The sequence below is a fragment of the Halalkalibacter suaedae genome (assembly GCF_017939705.1).
GTDB classification, from domain to species: domain Bacteria; phylum Bacillota; class Bacilli; order Bacillales; family Bacillaceae_D; genus Halalkalibacter; species Halalkalibacter suaedae.
This window is the reverse complement of the sequence record NZ_JAGKSQ010000001.1, coordinates 627,943-645,644: the sequence shown is the minus strand read 5'-3', so window position 1 is coordinate 645,644 and position 17,702 is coordinate 627,943. Positions and strand designations below refer to the sequence as shown.

Here is a 17,702-nt window from a genome sequence, read left to right as displayed (position 1 = left end):
GTGTTCTTCATGTGTGTCTATCTCTTTTTTTATTAATAAAAAAAGGAGGAATTGCAAAATGACTACAAATTCAAACAATATTGTCATTGTAAGTATCGATGGTCTTGCTCAATTTTATATGGAGGATCCCAATGTACACATGCCTCATCTACATGCACTAGTTAAAAGAGGAACTGCTGCGGGGATGAAAAGCATTTTCCCTACTGCTACATGGGCTATCCATACAAGCTTGGCAACAGGCTGCTATCCAAGAAAGCATGGTGTGTTAGGGAACTGGGTCATTGATCGTAATGGACCTAATGGACCTAGAGTTGGTGAGCATTTTGGTGATCGTACATGGTCAAAGGAAGAGACTGTACTAAAGGAGACATTTTACGATGCTGCTAAGAAAAAAGGGTGGTCAACTGCTTCAATTTGCTGGCCGAAAACGAGAAATGCCCCGACCGTTGACCATAATATTCCTGAGTTCTATGAACAAGAACTATTTGAACAGTATTCGACTCCTGCACTTTGGTCAGCATTAAAGGAAAAAGGGTTGCCAATTGAAAACTATGGTGCTTGGAGTACAGATCATGCTCGCGGTCATCTACAAGATTGGTTGACAACTGAAATTGCCAAACATGTCATTGAGGAACATCAACCGAACTTATTAATGGTTCATTACCTTCTCCCAGATAGTTATCAGCATGATTTTGGAACAAGGTCTAATGAGGTATATTGGTCACTTTCTTATATTGATGAACAAATAGGGAAGCTTATTGATTCCTTAAAAGCCCAAGGACTTTGGGAGAAGACAAATATGTTTGTCGTTTCAGATCATGGATTCGTTGATACAAGTTGGACGTTTTATCCGAACCTCTTATTCTCTCAAAAGGGTTGGTTTGATCTAGCCAATTTCGAGACGAATACGAAAGTCGCGGCTGTCTCAAATGGTGGATCGGGCTATGTTTATATCCACGAAAGCGATGAAATAAAACGAAAAGAGTTGATTAGGGAAGTTTATGCACTCTTGCTAGAGACAGAACATGTGAAACATGTCTACTGTGACAGTGAGTTTCATTCACTTGGACTGCCAGAAGTGGGAGAGCTTGATGACCATCGTCCTGATCTTGTCTTTGAAATGGAAGAAGATTGTTTTGTTCATTATGGCTTTGAGGGAGCAGAGGTAATCGCTAAGCAAGCTAAGTTCAAAGGAATGCATGGTTTTTCACCAGAGCTTGATGACATGAAAGCGATTTTTGTCGCTAGTGGTCCAGATATAGAGGAAGGTATTCATTTACCCGAGGTTAATGCAATTGATGTGGCACCGACACTCACCAACCTAATAGGCTATGAACTTGTTGATATTGATGGATCAGTAATTAACTGTATTAGAAAGGGGGAGCCGAGCATTGGAACAAAGTACAGTGACACTCTCATTAAAAGAAAGTAAGCAATTGAAGCGGTCATCAATTCGTTTCCGCTTAAGAAAAACAATTCCATATTGGTTTTTGCTACCGGCACTTGGACTATATGCCCTATTCTTTGTGTATCCATTCGTCTATGCCTTTTTTCTAAGCTTTCATGAATGGAATATGATCAGTCCAGAGAAGATTTTCGTTGGATTTCAGAATTACCTGAGCTTATTCAGTGATGAAGTGTACTGGATTTCAATGAAAAATACCGGGCTTTATGTCCTTATGACTGTACCGATTTCCTTACTTGCAGGACTAGGACTTGCCTTATTGATTGAAGGGGTTAAAAAGGGAAAGGTGCTTTACCGTTTATTATTTTTCTTACCAGTTGTTAGTTCGATTGCGATTATGGGAATTGTCTGGACCTTAATGTATAACCCACAGGTTGGTGCAGTCAATGTTATTCTTGGTTACTTTGGTATTGAAGGTATTCATTGGCTAAACGATCCAACTATTGCATTGATTTCTGTAGCGTTGGTTGGGATTTGGAATTCATTTGGGTATAACGTCATTCTCTTTATTTCTGGATTAAAGGGAGTAGACAAGAATTTATATGAAGCTGCAGCTTTGGACGGGGCAAATACATGGGAGTCATTTAAGAATGTGACGATCCCAATGCTATCACCAGTGACATTTTTTGTGTTTGTCATGAGCGTGATCTCATCCTTTCAAGCTTTTACGACCGTTCAAGTTATGACAAAGGGTGGTCCTAATAACTCTACGAATGTAGCTGTGTATCAAATCTATCAAGAAGCTTTTCAATTTTTCAGTGTTGGAACTGCAACAGCTTCCGCTACGATTTTACTAATTCTTGTTGTCATTTTTACAATTGTTCAACTCGTGGTTGGTAAAAAGCTTGTGCACTATCAATAGGAGGACAGTCATGAAACCAAAACAATTGAAGCTGAAAGACTATTTTCTCGAAACGAGCAGACATACGATTCTGCTAGTGATCGCTTTTGCGACATTAATCCCAATTTTATGGATGTTTGCAACCTCTTTTAAGACACCAGCTGATGTGTTTGCAGGGTCATTATTTTTGCCATCCGAATTCAGTCTGGATGGATATATTCAAGTATTTAGAGATATTCCATTTTCTCAGTGGTTTATGAATAGTACCGTTATTTCCGTTATTCAGACAGGAGGGCAATTGCTGATCGCGATCTGTGCCGCATATGCATTTGCCAACTTCAACTTTCGCGGGAGGGAACCGTTGTTTTTCTTTGTTCTTATGACGATGATGATTCCGCCACAGGTAGCGATGGTCCCTACTTACATGATTATTAATGAAATGGGACTCGTGAATACTTTTGCGGGTGTGATCCTTCCACAGCTAGCAAGTGGATATGCAATTTTCTTATTACGGCAGGCTTTTCTAACCGTACCGAAAGACTTAGGTGATGCTGCAGCAATTGATGGCTGCAATCAACTCCAAACGATGTGGCATGTCTATGTCCGCTTATCGGTAACGGTGCTTGTTGCTCTTGGACTTATTTTATTCGTTAATAACTGGAATGATTATCACTGGCCACTGCTTGTTTTAAAGGATAAGGACTTGCAAACATTGCCAATTGCCTTTGTTCAATTCCGTGAAGAAAATGATTTGGACTGGGTACCTACGATGGCTGTTGCAACATTATCAATTCTGCCGATCCTAGCAATCTATCTAGTGGCCCAAAGAAAGTTCGTTGAAGGCTTTACGCATACTGGTTTGAAAGGGTAATTCACTCCCTTTTACTCATAAAAATTAATTAAAAAATTGGAGGAGAGAGGCATGAAAAAAGGACTATTTTTATTTTTTATGTGTATGATGGCGGTTTTAGTGTTAGCGGCTTGTGGAGGATCTGATAGCACAAGTGGAGAAAGTGAAGAAACAGGTAAGGTAACGGATGACTCTACAAATGCAAACGAAGTGGTTGAAAGCGATGAAGTCGTAGAGATCGAGTTTCTGCACATGCACACTGGAGATGTTGTAGAAAAGCTTGTTGAAAAATACCATCAATCTCAGGATAACGTCCGTGTTAAGGCGACCTTTACTGAAGGTTCTTACGAAGGGATTGTAGAAGAAGTTCAAATGCGTGCAACAACAGGTGATTTCCCAGATGTGATTACAAATGGACATGTGTACACTAGATTTGCGATTGATACATTACCGGTCGTTCCATTGCAATCCTTTATGGATGAAGAAAGCTACGATACATCTGATTTCTTCCCTAAGATGCTTACGCTTGGTCAAAGTGATGATGGCGAGCAGTATGGTATGCCTTTCGCTGTAAGTACTCCTGTTGTATTTTATAATGCTGATCATTTTGCTGAAGTCGGACTTGATCCAGAAAATCCACCGAAAACATGGGATGAGCTAAGAGAAGCAGCTGCGAAATTAACAGTGAATGATCGATTCGGTATTTATTTCGATTATCAGATTACTGGTAACTGGTTGTATCAAGCAATGGTAGAAACGGCTGGCGGTAAAATGATGAAGGATGACTTATCTGGAGTAGCTTTTGATACAGATGCTGGTAGAAAAGCACTTCAATATTGGGTTGACCTAGTCAATGAAGATAAATCTATGCCTAATATTGACCGAACACAAGCGGCACAAAGCTTTATGTCGGGAAATACATCAATGTATGTCACAACAACAGCATCATTAACGAGCTTCCGTACACAATCTGATTTCGATGTGCGTACAGCAGTATTCCCAACAGTTGATGGCCAAGAGCGAGTCGTTCCAGCTGGTGGTAACAATTTATTTATGATGTCAGAAGATCCTAAAAAGCAAGCTGCTGCTTGGGATTTCATTAAATTTGCTGCTTCTGCAGAAGGGACAACACATATCGCTCAAGAGATTGGCTATATGGTTACACGTCAAAGTCCATTAGATGATGCTAGCTTAATGGGAGATTTCTTAGAAGAGGTACCGGCAGCGAAAGTAACCTATGATCAAGTTGATCAAATGGTTCCTTGGTATAACTTCCCGGGTTCTGCTGGGTCAAGGGTCTATCAAATTGTTCAAGACAATATTCAAGCAGCATTATTAAAACAAAAAACAGTTGATGAAGCAATTACCGACGCAGCGGAAAAAGCAAATGAATTGTTGAAGTAAAGGAGATCATACCATTGAATGAGCTTTCCATTTGGCAAAAAGGAGCATTCCTGTTTGATTTAGACGGCTGTATCTATCATGGAGACCAAGCTGCAGCAGGAGCTCATGAGCTAATTAACCTCTTAAGAACAATTAACAAAAAGATTCGTTTTATTACAAATAATTCCTCTGATAATGCGATCGGGATTCAAACAAAACTCGATCAAATGGGGATTAATGTAGAAGAGACAGAAATTATTACGACAACTGATTATATTGGTCACTTTCTATTAGAAGAATATGGTCTTTCAAAAGTAAAAGTAATTGGTAGTCAGACATTAAAGGAATGCATTGCTAAGCAGGGCCATACAATATTGGACGACTTCTCTAGAGAAGTGAGTGATGTTATAGTCATTGGGCGTGATGTTTCCTTTACTTATCAAAAGTTAAAGATGATTGTTAACGAGGCATTGCATGGAGCAAACCTAATTGGTACTAATCCGGATATGACGCATCCAGGGGTAAACGGGGAACTTGTGCCGGAAACCGGCTCACTTGTTGCCGCTGTTGAATCAATGATTGGTCGAAAAATACAAAGTTTCGGTAAGCCAGCCCCTTATCTTTTCGAATATGGGATGTCTTCATGCCATGTTAGTCCAAAAGAGTGTGTGATGTTCGGTGATAATTTCACGACAGATATGGTTGGGGCTATCCAGTTAGGAATGAGTGCTGTTTGGCTAACGGATAGGACTGAGTTTCATCCGAATGAAGCTATAGATATTAATGGCAATGCACCGAAAATAATATCAAGCCTACAATTGCTAGTTGAAAAATATGATCCAGTGTTAGTGAAGTAGCTTTTGAAGTTTAAAGCGTATAAGAGGCTGGACAAAAGTGATTTAACTAATAGAAAATCCGAATAATGATAGTTGGCGGACATAAACCGCTCCTGAAATATACTGCGCTTTCCGCGGGAAGCCGCAACGTGCTAAGCATCTGGTCTATCAAAAGGCTACTGAAAAAAAGCAACGGTTCCGCTCATTGCTTAAAGACCACTAAAAAAGGTGAAAACCGTACCTTTTTCAGTGGTCTCTTTTTTATACTATATTTCCTGCTGTTCTTCAGTTGCATATGTATACTTCTCTCTTACTTGAATCAGCAAATATAAGAAAAAATAGACAGCAACCCCAAATCCATTAACAAAGACATCAATCAATCTCCCGTCTCGTCCAAAGAACGGTTGACACAACTCCAATAGAAGTCCAAATAAACATGCGAAGAGCATGGCATTTTTCACATTTCGTAAGCAGTTATGTAACAGAAATGCGAGGATCAAAAATGAAAGAGAGTGACCTGTCTTTTGAATGACCAGAAATGTGTTAGAAAATGAAAATGGATATAATTCAAAAAATGCAGAGAAATCAGGGTGGAACAGATTAAATTGAAGTGTCCCCTGTGTTAGCAAGTGAAAGAAACTGGTAGTACAGCTAAAAAAGAAAACAACTAACCCCCAGAAGATCAATAGCGCATAATTCATAACATCACTCTCTTATTTATATATTTTCTAGCAGTGTTGTCATGCTTAGTGGTTAGTATACATGCAGAAGCCCGGCTTATTAACCACCGGGAATTAATATTAAATTAGTAGAAATAGGAACGTGTGTTTGCTATAATTGTAAATAACTACATGAAGCAGTGTGGGCTGAACTCCTGTTGAAAGGGGGTGAGCTATTGATGACGACATTTGAAGCACTAAGTTTGCTCGGTCAATTTAGTTTGGTTTTAATAGGTGCCATTACTCTAGTTATAACGTTCGTCGTCTATCTAAACAAAAAGAAATAGCAAACCTAACATAGAAGTAAGGTGAGCTATTTCAAAAGCAAATCCCTATGGTCAGCCGGACATCATGCCGCCTGTAGTTGTTAGGCTGAGTGTTGCAGCACTCAGTCCTTTTTATAGCTAGGTAAGATTAACTATAATTATACATGAACATTGAATGCTATGCTATTAATTAACTGAAATGTTACTCGTTTTAGCGTTTATTTCCTAGATTGGGTCATAAGGAGTATTTTGGAAAAGATATGAAAGAAGAGGATCTCTCTGATGAAGAGAGATCCTCTTCTTTTGTATCTTATAACGAACAATTAAATGCGCTTTAGTTATATAAGGATAGCGATAATATTGAAGAACCAATGTTTGTTCTTTATTTGACAAAAAAATACAAAAAAAGCCGCTTGTTCTTTATAATGTACGGTGGTAAATTTATACTATAAAAACAATTCATAGAAAATTTTATAAATAAAGAAACCTGAATGGAGGCTGACTCATGCCATTAGTAAGGATGAAACGGATTTGGACACCTTTAACGTTAATTGGGATTAAGTTATCAAAAGATGATGAGGGATCGTATTATGTAAGGTTTTGGAGTTCAAATTTAAAGAAAATTAGCTAAGAAAAGACAAGCGAAATCAAAGCTTGTCTTTTCTTGCAATTTTTAGATTCGAAAGGTTTGAATTGATTCTTGAAGTTCCTCGGCCACTTTAGCTAGAGCCATAGAGGATGCGGCAATTTCCTCCATCGTTGCTAGTTGCTCTTGGGAGGAAGCAGAGCTATCTTGACTCGCAGCCACGTTTTTTTCTGAAACAGACTTAACGATCTCAACAGACTCAACGACATGTGTACTAACACTCGTCATTTCTTGGATTGATGTGGAGACCTCATGTACTTTTTTGGTAACAGCTTCGATGCTCTCCTGGATCTCAGCAAAGGTTCTTGTCACTTGATTTGTGGACTTGAGGCCGGTCTCAACGCGGGTTGTTCCATCCTCCATTGATGCAATAACATGATGGGTTTCTTTTTGAATTTCGGTAATCATTGAATGGATTTTCGCTGCTGACTCTTTTGATTCTTCTGCAAGCTTTCGGACCTCATCTGCAACAACAGCAAAGCCTTTTCCATATTGACCCGCACGAGCAGCTTCGATCGCAGCATTTAGGGCAAGAAGATTTGTTTGCTCGGCAATGCCTGTAATGAGATGAACAATATCACTAATCTCAGCAGACTTTGCTCCAAGTTTTTTAACAGATGCCGAAGTGTTCGATACCGCTTCAGAAATACTATGCATTTGCTCATTAACAAGCTCAATAACGTTAGAGCCATTGGTTGTATGATCTGCAGCCTGTTCGGAAAAATTCGCCATTTCTTGGCTGCTACTAGCAATTTGACTCATACTAGCTGACATTTGTTCAACAGCAGCGGAGACCTCATTTAGTTGTTGCAACTGCTGTTCTGCACCCTCTGCTGATTCTAAAGCAAGCTTCGCCATTTGCTCAGTCGCATCGGTGCTTTGTTCAGCGCTTGCTGATAGCTCTTCAGAACTAGCAGACACTTGCTGGCTCGTATCTGTTGTTTGTTGAACAAGTTGGCGTAAGTTGGTCTGCATTTGATTCATCCCAGATGCAAGAACGCCTAGCTCATCTTTCGACTTAATCGAAAGAGCATCCCCACTTAAATCACCTTCAGCGACCTGATGAAGTCGAGTGACTATTTTATTAATGGCAGTTGTTAAATAACGGCTGAATAAGAACGAATAGATAATGGCAGCGAGTAGAATAACAACAGAACCGATAATAATTGTCGTTCTCGTTGTCGTGAAGTTACTTTTACCTTCTTCAAGTAGCTTCATTGCTTCTTGATCGTTAATGGTAACGAGCTGGACAAGGTCCAAAGCCGCTGTCTTATACAGATCTCCGCCTGCTCGAATTCCTACTAATGCTTCTTCGTACTGTCCTGCGACAATTAGTTCTCTGTTGTTTTGAACACGGACTTCAAATAATCCCCAGTCCTTCTTAAAACGATTAAGTGCTTCTTCCTCTTCAACCGTTAATTTTGTCTTACCATAATTACCTACAATAACGTTAATTTGTTCTAAATTAGCTACAGCTTGCTCTGTCATCGTAGCATCTTCGTTCAAAACGGCTTGTACCATTGATAAGCGTGTATTTTCTGTCAATCTATTAATCTCAGCCAAGTACGCTGTCGGCACGAGACGATCATCATACAATTCAACCGAACCATGATGCAAATCTTTCATTGTTGAAATAGTATAAAAAAGCAAACAGGTAAAAACGATAATAATAGTGACAAATGATAGTAAAATCTTTTTCTGCAGATTCATGTTAGCACCTCATTAATTGGATTTACCTTAATTATAGTGAGGACATCTAGTTAATTATGTGATCGAAATCACAGTTTTGGATAGGTGTGATAGAATTTTGTTATTTTTTTTGTGCATAAATGTTTATTTATGGGAAGAGTCATCGTTATGTGGCTCTTTTTTTGTTTTTTTATAGAAATGAAAAGCTGAGGCTCATAAAAGTGTTGATTCGGCTCATAAGTCTGCTGATCTCGCTCATAAAAGTAACAATCCGGCTCATAAGTAACTAGAGCCCGCTCATAAGCCTCATCAATCCAACGATTATCAGCCGAAATCTGATGAGAGGGATCGTCATCTTTGCAGAAGCTAGCATATTGGCTGGATTTTGAGATTAATTGTATTTATAGAAGAACTTTTGTTGAATGAAAAGCCAGCCGAAAAGCTGAGGCTCATAAAAATGTTGATTCGGCTCATATTCTGCTGATCTCGCTCATAAAAAGAGCAATCCGGCTCATAAGTACCTAGAACCCGCTCATAAGCCTCATCAATCCAACGGTTGGCAGCTGAAATCTGGCTGAGAGGGCTTGTCATCTTTGCAGAAGCTAGCAAATTGGCTGAATTTTGAGATTAATTGTATTTATAGAAGAACTTTTGTTGAATGAAAAGCCAGCCGAAAAGCTGAGGCTCATAAAAGTGTTGATTCGGCTCATAAGTAACTAGAGCCCGCTCATAAGCCTCATCAATCCAACGATTATCAGCCGAAATCTGATGAGAGGAATCGTCATCTTTGCAAAAGCTAGCATATTGGCTGGATTTTGAGATTAATTGTATTTATAGAAGAACTTTTGTTGAATGAAAAGCCAGCCGAAAAGCTGAGGCTCATAAAAATGTTGATTCGGCTCATAAGTCTGCTGATCTCGCTCATAAAAAGAGCAATCCGGCTCATAAGTACCTAGAGCCCGCTCATAAGCCTCATCAATCCAACGATTATCAGCCAAAATCTGGCTGAGAGGGATCATCATCTTTGCAGAAGCTAGCATATTGGCTGGATTTTAAGATTAATTGTATTTATAGAAGAACTTTTGTTGAATGAAAAGCCAGCCAAATAGCTGCGGCTCATAAGTCTGCTGATCTCGCTCAAAAAAATCACAATCCTGCTCATAACTAACCTGATCCCGCTCATACCACTCTTCCCATCCACACTTCACAACAGCCAATCCACTAAAATGCAACCAAACCATTTCAATTTCGTATAGAATGAAGAAGAGTGTTAACTGTTTACAACGTTATAATGGGAAGAAAAGGTTTATAATTGTTAAATGGGAGGAGGAATGGTATGTATTTTTTTCTTAGACTTAGTCTTGGATTAATTAGAATGAGGAATCTCACACTTTTTATTACAACAGCGGGTTTTATTTTATTGAGTACCGTGATTATGTATGCTCTTGAACCGGACACTTTTGAGAGCTTGCTGAATACCTTTTATTTTGTGATGACGACGTTCACAACGGTTGGGTATGGTGATTATTCACCTGTGACGATGCCGGCAAAATTGTACTCGGTGTTTATGTTTTTGATAGGAATTGGTTTGCTTGGGGTTGTGATTGGAAAGATTGTGGATTCCTTCGCGATTTTAAGAAAGTTAAGAGAGGAAGGGAAGGTAACGTATATGGATGAGCGTCATATTATTATTATCGGCTGGAACAAGAAGTCAGAGTCTGCCCTTCAAGAGATTCTCGATTCTGATGAGAAGGTCGAGGTTATTATTATTGATAATTTACCGGTAGCTCCATTCGATTTAAGTGATAACCGGATTCATTATATTCAAGGAGATGCGACTTCTCAGGAACCTTATGTTAAGGCGAATTTAGAGAAAGCAAGTGCGGTTATTGTTTTTGCTGATGATACCATTCAAGAGCCCTCGTTGAAGGATGCGAAGACATTACTTATTGCAATCACAATTGAGCGTTTGGCACCACATGTACATACGACTGTTGAAGTGATGACGGAAAAGAATATTTCTAATTTTCATCATGTCAAAGTTGATGAATTTATCCTAGCCCAGGAAACGATTTCGCGGTTAGCGGTACGTTCAGCGTTATACAAAGGGGTCAGTCAAGTGTATTCACAGCTAATTAGTCGACAGCATGGAGAGGATCTATTTCAGCTTTCTAAGAAACCACAATGGCTGACATATAATGATGCTTTTCAGGATTTGTTAAGCCAAGGGGCGACATTAATTGCAGATCGAAATCAAATGGATATTAACCGAAGACTAAATGAGAAGATTCCCGAGGAGGCCGTCCTTTATATCATTTGTAATAAGGAAACGTATCAGAAGCTTAAACTCACTTCTAATTAGAAAAAAATGAAACAAAGCGGATCAGACCGCTTTGTTTTATTTTTCGTATAGTTCAATGGGAAGATCATCTGGATCATGAAAAAAGGTATATCTTTTTCCAGTACCTGGATCGATCCGGATTGGTTCAGGCATAATCTGATTTTGGTGCAGCTCCGCAACTGCTTCTTCAATATTATCCACTTCAAAAGCTAAATGCCGAAGTCCTCTTGCTTCAGGGTAGCTTAGACGTCGCGGGCTGTCAGGGAAAGAGAATAGTTCAATTTGGTATTGACCGTTCACAGCCAAATCTAGTTTATACGAATTTCTATCTTCTCGGTATGTCTCATTAATTATCGTTAATCCAAGATTCGTAACATAAAAGCGTTTTGATAGTTCGTAGTTTGAACAGATAATGGCTATATGGTGGACCTTATTTAATTTCATTTAATATTCCTCCCAAGTTTGCTGAAATAGGTCATTGGGATTAAATTTCAACGAATTAAACGGAATTCCCTTTATTTTAAAAAGATAATAGTATAATAGATGGTAACAATAATTGGCAGGTGAGTACAGATGGCAACAGGATATGAACAAGCGGTAGAGGATTTATTATGGTTTTCTACTAAGCTTGTTGGCACGCGAACCCTTTTTGTTAGTCATATTGAAGAAACATTTAAGATTATAAAGGTATTTAATCATAAAGGCTGTGCGATTGAGGAAGGAATGGAATTACCTATCGACGATGCGTTATGAAACCTTATCCCTTCAGGTGGTCGTGAACCACTTATTATAAATGATACAAAAGAAGATCAACGTGCAAGGGTGTTGGAGTCTATTTATTCAGCTAATATCGGTTCGTATCTAGGGGTGCCAGTCTATTTGTCAAATGGTACATTGTTCGGCACCGTATGTGCGATAGATCCAGATCCTTACGCCTTTACAAGTGAAGAAATTGAGGGTATGAAAAGAGTGTCTTCAATACTTTCTGTTATTATCGAAAATGCAACGAGATCGAGCTATGACACTCATGAGGACAAGCTAATGAGGTTAGAGAAATTAGCTCTTCTTGGACAGCTATCAGCAGGGTTAGCACATGAGTTGCGAAACCCGATGCAATCAGTAAGGGGATTTGTACAATTTTTGTTTGAGGAACAAAATCATCATTATAAAGACATTGTCCTAACTGAATTAGATCGAATGAATCAATTGGTTAATGATTTTCTTATGGCTACCCAGCCGACTGCTCCGAAAAAAGAAAAATCCGTGCTGGAGGAGATTGTTGAAGAAACGGTTGAGCTTATTAGAGGCGAAGCACACTTGTATAATGTGGAGGTCCATTTTGTTCCAGAAACGAAGACTACAATAGTCTTTGTTGATCAATCACAGATTAAGCAAGTGCTCATCAATTTACTGAAAAATGCGATGGAGGCTGTCGGGGAAGCATTGGGCAAAATAATAGTCTCAACGAAAAGGATTAATCAAGAAACGGTTGTCATTGAAGTGATTGACAACGGTGTGGGGATTTCAATGACGATTATTGAAAGAATTGGTGAACCTTTTTTCTCAACAAAAGACGAGGGCACAGGACTAGGCTTATCGATTTCCAAAAGGATAATCCAAGAACACCAAGGAATGATCGAGTTTAAAAATACTCAAGCAGGAACAAAGGTAAGTGTTACACTACCAGTTGTCTCGTGATGAGGAGGTTGCTTTTCGGTATTCTTTTAAACGGGAGTTCTCTATAGTATGATGAGATGATACAGCAAGAAGAAAGAGTAAAAGAGGGAATTAAGATGGTCTTTAATTACTGTCCAAGTTGTGGAACGAAAAGAGAGAATCAATCAATGGTTTGTCAGGAATGTCAGTTTGTCTTTCCTGAAACTGAAGAGGTTCAAGAAGAACTTATTGATTCATCAACACGTGAGTGGCGATCCTATTCAAAGGGAATAAGAAGTTCGACGATTTTTTCGATTGTCTCTTATGTCACGAATATACTATTCGTCTTATGTTATGTATGGATGTATTTTGTTTGTAGGGAAATGCTTGAACGTGGAGAATTTGAACTATTACAAATCACATTATCAGTTATTGTTGCAATTCTATTTTACATACCTTCTGCTTTAGTGTATTACCGCCAAGGAGGCTATGCATTTTGGATATCGGCAGGGTTCAATATCTTATTTATTGTCCCTAGTGTTGGTTTATTTCTTCAATTTAAGAGCTTTTATAATGAGGTTGGTTATATGGCAGAGGGGTTTACGACTTTGATTTTCGTTGCAATGGCCCCAGTGGTGTTTGCATCTCTTATGACGATTAGCCACATAATCATTATTTCTATTCGATTTATAAATAAGAAGACACAATGAAAAAGATACTTCGTAAGTATCTTTTTTTTTTGTGTATTTTAAGCTTTTCTATTATATTAAAAAAGTAAAAATAGGTTTTATTCTGTTGGATCAAATAGCAGAAAATGTTTATATAGCACTCTGTACAGTGGGATTATTTAACATTGTTAAACGATTCAAAAGATGATAATATGCTTTAGTGGTATGCTGAAATAAAGTATCGGTAGAGGGAAGCAGACATTGGCTTTAGGGCAACCTACTATCTTGTTGATAAATTAGAGGAGGTTAACTATTTTGGAGGTCACTATTTATTCGTTAATTCCCCCAATTCTAGCACTTCTATTAGTGATTGTTACAAAAAAAGTGTTAGTTTCACTAGGTATTGGATCGATTGTTGGTGCATTAATGGTTAATCAGTTTAACCCGATTGATGCGGCAGCGCAGATTTATGCAATTGTGCTGGGAATTATTTTTGATTTTGAGGTAGAGGAGACAAGCTTTGCCAATGTAACGAACGCGATTATTGATAATCAATTTGCGATTAATACATGGGAATTTTACATTATTATTTTCTTATTTTTATTAGGGATGATGGCTGCTTTAATTACAAGATCAGGTGGTAGCCGAGCATTTGGTGAATGGGCAATGAAGCGTGTCAAAACACGTGTTGGTGCTCAAATGCTTACGGTCTTTTTAGGTATTATTATTTTTATTGATGATTATTTTAATAGTTTGACGGTCGGAAATGTCAGCCGACCAATCACAGATCGTCACGGCATCTCGCGTGCAAAGCTGGCTTATCTTGTTGATTCAACGGCTGCTCCAATGTGTGTGATTGCCCCTGTTTCTAGCTGGGGTGCCTATATTATCGCCATTATCGCCGGTATTCTCACGACTCATTCGATTACAGATTATGGTGCACTTGAAGCATTTATGATTATGGTTCCTATGAATATCTATGCGATTGTTGCAATTGTGCTAGTTCTCGCTGTCGTTTGGTTCAAGCTCGATATTGGAGCGATGAAAACACATGAAGAACGAGCGATGAAGGGTGACTTATTTAACCCAGCACTTGGCCCCATTCCAGGTGCACAAGAGGATATTCAAGCGAGTAGTAGCGGTAGAGTTGGTGATTTAGTTTGGCCGATCATTGCGTTAATCGTTGGAACCGTCTTGTTTATGGTTGTAACTGGCATGCAAGCAATTGAAGGTCAACTATCCCTATTAGCTGTATTTGAGAATACAGATGTGGCGTCTTCTCTAGTATACGGTGGATTATTTGGGTTAGTTGTCGCACTTTTACTTTCGGTATTTAAGCCAAAAGCAAACGAAGGCACATCTTTACCATCAGCACTTATCATTGGTTTTAAGTCAATGCTGCCGGCTGTTTATATTTTAATTTTTGCATGGACGATTATCTCAATCATTGATGCACTAGGAACTGGTGAGTATTTAGCGCTTGTTGTTGAGCGTGCGAATTTTAATCCGATGTTCTTACCTGTTGTGCTATTTGTTATTGCTGGGTTTGCAGCATTTACGACTGGTACTTCATGGGGAACGTTTGGATTGCTTCTCCCAATTGCTGCTCAAATGGCTGTTACGTTGGATGTGACGTTGCTTTTACCGATGATGGCTGCTGTTCTAGCTGGCTCTATTTTCGGTGATCATTGTTCACCGATCTCAGACACGACGATTCTGTCATCGACTGGAGCGGGAAGCCATCATATTGATCATGTTGTCACCCAGCTTCCATATGCATTAATCACAGCAGGGATTTCGATCATTTCTTATCTAGTATTAGGATTCACAGCAAGTGTAATGTTGAGTCTACTCGTTGCGTTCGGACTTGTTGGGCTTGTGATTATTGTCTTAAAGAGAATAGCTATTACAGCATAATTAGAAAAGACTAGGACAAAAGTGTTTGAAACGACGTGAGTTACGAACAAAGATAGATAGTGTGTGGATACACCGCTACTGAAATATACTTCGCTTTCCGCGGGAAGCCGGTGAGCCTCCTCGTGCTTCGCACTGCGGGGTCTCACCTTTGGCTTTTGGATCCCGCAGGAGTCTACGTATATTTCATCCGCTACGTAATTGCTTTGTTCGGAATGTCAGTCAGCCACTTTAGCTATTTCTCAGACTATACAAAACTCCGTTGAGAGAATTAATCTCAACGGAGTTTTTTTATAAATCCACTCTATGTCGTTGACTTCACTAGAGGAAGGGTGTTTCTCTAGTGGCAATTTACTTCTATTCCAACTTTGGTTTAATACCCGTTCATTTAGTCATGTATTTAACAGATTCAGAATCTTTGAGCTGTCTAAATATATCCCTTATTAAGGAGGGGTTAGAAAGTAAGTGAGTTCTCATATATCCTCTGATAAAGCGGACGGGATGGGAGGGCCGACTCCTGCAGGAGGAAAGGGCAGGTTGAAATCCACCGGCAAAGCCGGTTAGTTCAACGCCCGCCTGCGGAAAGCGTGCCCCCCATCCCGGTAGCGGAGTCGAAGCATTGAATCACGGCATTATAGAGATCCTTGAATACACAAAAAATGGAGACTCTATTCAGAGTCTCCGTCCTTACTATGTTTAAAATAGGTTACTTGATTCTTTCCGCTTGCTTTTGACTGATACAGTGCTTTGTCTGCATATCTTAGCACTTGATATGGATCGGAATCATCGGTTGGCCAGAAGGCGATGCCGATGCTGCAACTAATTGTCACTTCTACGCCTTCTATCAGAACGGGTTCGTTAAGCTTTGTATTTATACAATCGCTCACATCGGTAACCTTCTCTAGCTGAGTAGCATCGTCTAATTCTAAAATAATCACAAACTCATCCCCACCTTGGCGAGAGATGAAAGCATCGGTACAGCTTTGAATTCTTGTGGCGACAATCTTCAATAATTCGTCGCCGTGGTGGTGCCCATGATCGTCATTAACACGCTTAAAGCCGTCCAGATCCAAATAGATAAAGGCAAACTGCTTATTTCCTGCTGCTTCTTTTTGCTCACTAACATATTGATCAAGGGCAAAGCGATTTGGAAGACCTGTTAATTTATCGAGTTGAGCGATTTCTTCCATTTTCCCTAACTCAGATTTAGTTTGAGTCAACGTTGTAATTAAATTTCTTAATGAGGTTGATAGAATTTCAATATCTCTGATTCTTCTTATGACAGGAATATCTACCTTTTCACCATTCTTTAGTCTTTCAGAAGCAACTACTAATTGCCTTAGTGGATTAGAGATTATGCCCGCTAAATACCAGCCTAAACAGCCAAAGAATAGACAGGATAGAGAACCAATTAAAATAATAGTATCTCTTAGTTCCTTTACGCTAGAAAAAGCAACATCAACAGGCTGACGAACGAGAACAGTCCAATCCAAGCCAGGGTAATTTAAGAAACCATCGGCTAGATCATAGCCTGTTAAGTAGTCTTTTCCATCAGGCCATTCTTCAACTGACCAGTGATTAGAACCTTTTTGTGCTGCTTTCACTGCTTTAAGATCAAGAGATTGTCCGATCATTTCCTCAGGGCCTAACAGAACGGTATTGTCTTTTTTACTTACGATAAAAACATCAAGATTTTCTTCTTCTTGTTTAATTGGCTGGATTACTGATTTTTGTACTTCATCCGCCCAAGCCCAGCTTAGATGGACCGCGAGAACACCGACGAATTCATTGTCTTTGTTAAAGATAGGGGAGCTGATATCGACAAACTCTAATGGCTCACCAGATGGATTTGGCAGGTACTCTGCTAGTAGGACTGCTTCATGCACGTCACCTATGAATGTCTGTTCTTGTGCTTCAAGAAACACTGGTCTTTCGGAAATATCAGTCCCCAGCAGAATATCGCCAGTTGAAGCCCGAACAATTCCGGCTGCATCGGTGTAGCCAATCCATGAAAAGGAGGGGAAATTCGTTTGTAACTCCTCAAGTAAATGGTCAATTTCTTCAAAATCTGTTCCTTCTTGAAACGTTTTAAATTGACTAAAGACCGTAATTTCACCATATCTTGACCACATAAAATGATCTAATTGGTTTGACATCTGATTTGCTCTTTCGGTAAGGGAGTCACTTATATAACGTTCAACATTTTGACTAGATTCCGAATTAATTGTGAAACCAATGACAAGCGTAAAGACAATCACGAAGATAGAGAAAATCAAAACAAAATAAGTGCGTAGGTTAATAGACATGCGAGTTTACTCCTAATAATAAATTCATCTTCTCATTTTAACAGAAAGATTATTTATTAGTAGGGTAAATAGTCATAGCCTTATACTCTTTCAAACGAAGACAGTATCCTTTTATAACTTTT

At 39.1% G+C, this 17,702-nt stretch carries 17 protein-coding genes; 12 read left to right on the top strand and 5 right to left on the bottom strand.

Translation table 11 applies throughout. From position 1 onward, the window contains the following. Positions 1-58: 58 nt before the first annotated feature. Genes J7W16_RS03080 through J7W16_RS03060 form a run of 5 tightly spaced genes read left to right on the top strand, consistent with a single transcriptional unit; the run spans position 59 to position 5,396 of the window. The gene (locus tag J7W16_RS03080) at positions 59-1,432 is read left to right on the top strand and encodes an alkaline phosphatase family protein (RefSeq protein ID WP_210595715.1); all 1,374 of its coding nucleotides are present in this window, start codon (positions 59-61) and stop codon (positions 1,430-1,432) included. Next, entirely contained in the window at positions 1,392-2,327 is a 936-nt protein-coding gene (locus tag J7W16_RS03075) for a carbohydrate ABC transporter permease (RefSeq protein WP_210595714.1), read from the top strand. The genes J7W16_RS03080 and J7W16_RS03075 overlap by 41 nt, the downstream gene beginning before the upstream one ends. Positions 2,328-2,337: 10 nt before the next feature. Further along, positions 2,338-3,177, top strand: a complete 840-nt coding sequence (locus J7W16_RS03070; protein WP_210595713.1) for a carbohydrate ABC transporter permease — start codon at positions 2,338-2,340, stop codon at positions 3,175-3,177. Between the two features lie 51 nt (positions 3,178-3,228). Next, the gene (locus J7W16_RS03065) at positions 3,229-4,560 is read left to right on the top strand and encodes an ABC transporter substrate-binding protein (RefSeq protein WP_210595712.1); all 1,332 of its coding nucleotides are present in this window, start codon (positions 3,229-3,231) and stop codon (positions 4,558-4,560) included. 14 nt (positions 4,561-4,574) lie between these two features. Next, on the top strand, positions 4,575-5,396 hold the full coding sequence (locus J7W16_RS03060; protein ID WP_210595711.1) for an HAD-IIA family hydrolase: 822 nt from the start codon (positions 4,575-4,577) through the stop codon (positions 5,394-5,396). A 245-nt stretch (positions 5,397-5,641) separates the two neighbouring features. Here J7W16_RS03060 and J7W16_RS03055 read toward each other — a convergent pair whose 3' ends face one another. Further along, positions 5,642-6,076: a VanZ family protein gene (locus J7W16_RS03055; protein WP_210595710.1), complete on the bottom strand. Its 435-nt coding sequence runs from the start codon at positions 6,074-6,076 to the stop codon at positions 5,642-5,644. A gap of 197 nt (positions 6,077-6,273) precedes the next feature. On the opposite strand from J7W16_RS03055, the gene J7W16_RS21860 reads away from it, so the two are divergent. Further along, a complete protein-coding gene (locus J7W16_RS21860) occupies positions 6,274-6,381 on the top strand; it encodes a putative holin-like toxin (protein WP_283246016.1) in 108 nt (35 codons plus the stop codon). A gap of 484 nt (positions 6,382-6,865) precedes the next feature. Further along, positions 6,866-6,991 (top strand): hypothetical protein, encoded by a 126-nt coding sequence (locus tag J7W16_RS22085; protein WP_283246004.1) that lies wholly within the window; start codon positions 6,866-6,868, stop codon positions 6,989-6,991. Between the two features lie 42 nt (positions 6,992-7,033). Here J7W16_RS22085 and J7W16_RS03050 read toward each other — a convergent pair whose 3' ends face one another. Together J7W16_RS03050 and J7W16_RS03045 are read right to left on the bottom strand one after the other, a co-directional pair. Next, positions 7,034-8,716, bottom strand: coding sequence for a methyl-accepting chemotaxis protein (locus J7W16_RS03050; protein WP_210595709.1), 1,683 nt, complete (start codon positions 8,714-8,716; stop codon positions 7,034-7,036). A 1,037-nt stretch (positions 8,717-9,753) separates the two neighbouring features. Beyond that, on the bottom strand, positions 9,754-9,936 hold the full coding sequence (locus tag J7W16_RS03045) for a hypothetical protein (RefSeq protein ID WP_210595708.1): 183 nt from the start codon (positions 9,934-9,936) through the stop codon (positions 9,754-9,756). Positions 9,937-10,031: 95 nt separating this feature from the next. On the opposite strand from J7W16_RS03045, the gene J7W16_RS03040 reads away from it, so the two are divergent. Continuing rightward, positions 10,032-11,057, top strand: coding sequence for a potassium channel family protein (locus J7W16_RS03040; protein ID WP_210595707.1), 1,026 nt, complete (start codon positions 10,032-10,034; stop codon positions 11,055-11,057). Positions 11,058-11,093: 36 nt separating this feature from the next. Here J7W16_RS03040 and gloA2 read toward each other — a convergent pair whose 3' ends face one another. Then, positions 11,094-11,480: an SMU1112c/YaeR family gloxylase I-like metalloprotein gene (gloA2, locus tag J7W16_RS03035; RefSeq protein WP_210595706.1), complete on the bottom strand. Its 387-nt coding sequence runs from the start codon at positions 11,478-11,480 to the stop codon at positions 11,094-11,096. Between the two features lie 129 nt (positions 11,481-11,609). Here gloA2 and J7W16_RS03030 point away from each other — a divergent pair, with 129 nt between their 5' ends. From J7W16_RS03030 to J7W16_RS03015, 4 genes are all read left to right on the top strand, one after another. Next, positions 11,610-11,789 carry a hypothetical protein gene (locus J7W16_RS03030; protein ID WP_210595705.1) on the top strand — a complete coding sequence of 60 codons (180 nt, stop codon included), beginning with the start codon at positions 11,610-11,612 and terminating at the stop codon, positions 11,787-11,789. Positions 11,790-11,795: 6 nt separating this feature from the next. After that, the gene (locus J7W16_RS03025) at positions 11,796-12,734 is read left to right on the top strand and encodes an ATP-binding protein (RefSeq protein ID WP_346726898.1); all 939 of its coding nucleotides are present in this window, start codon (positions 11,796-11,798) and stop codon (positions 12,732-12,734) included. A gap of 95 nt (positions 12,735-12,829) precedes the next feature. After that, positions 12,830-13,402, top strand: coding sequence for a hypothetical protein (locus J7W16_RS03020; RefSeq protein WP_210595703.1), 573 nt, complete (start codon positions 12,830-12,832; stop codon positions 13,400-13,402). 273 nt (positions 13,403-13,675) lie between these two features. After that, complete coding sequence (locus J7W16_RS03015) at positions 13,676-15,277, top strand: Na+/H+ antiporter NhaC family protein (RefSeq protein ID WP_210595702.1); 1,602 nt, start codon at positions 13,676-13,678, stop codon at positions 15,275-15,277. 665 nt (positions 15,278-15,942) lie between these two features. On the opposite strand, the gene J7W16_RS03010 is transcribed toward J7W16_RS03015, so the two are convergent. Then, the gene (locus J7W16_RS03010; protein ID WP_210595701.1) at positions 15,943-17,580 is read right to left on the bottom strand and encodes a sensor domain-containing diguanylate cyclase; all 1,638 of its coding nucleotides are present in this window, start codon (positions 17,578-17,580) and stop codon (positions 15,943-15,945) included. Between the last annotated feature and the right edge of the window lie 122 nt (positions 17,581-17,702).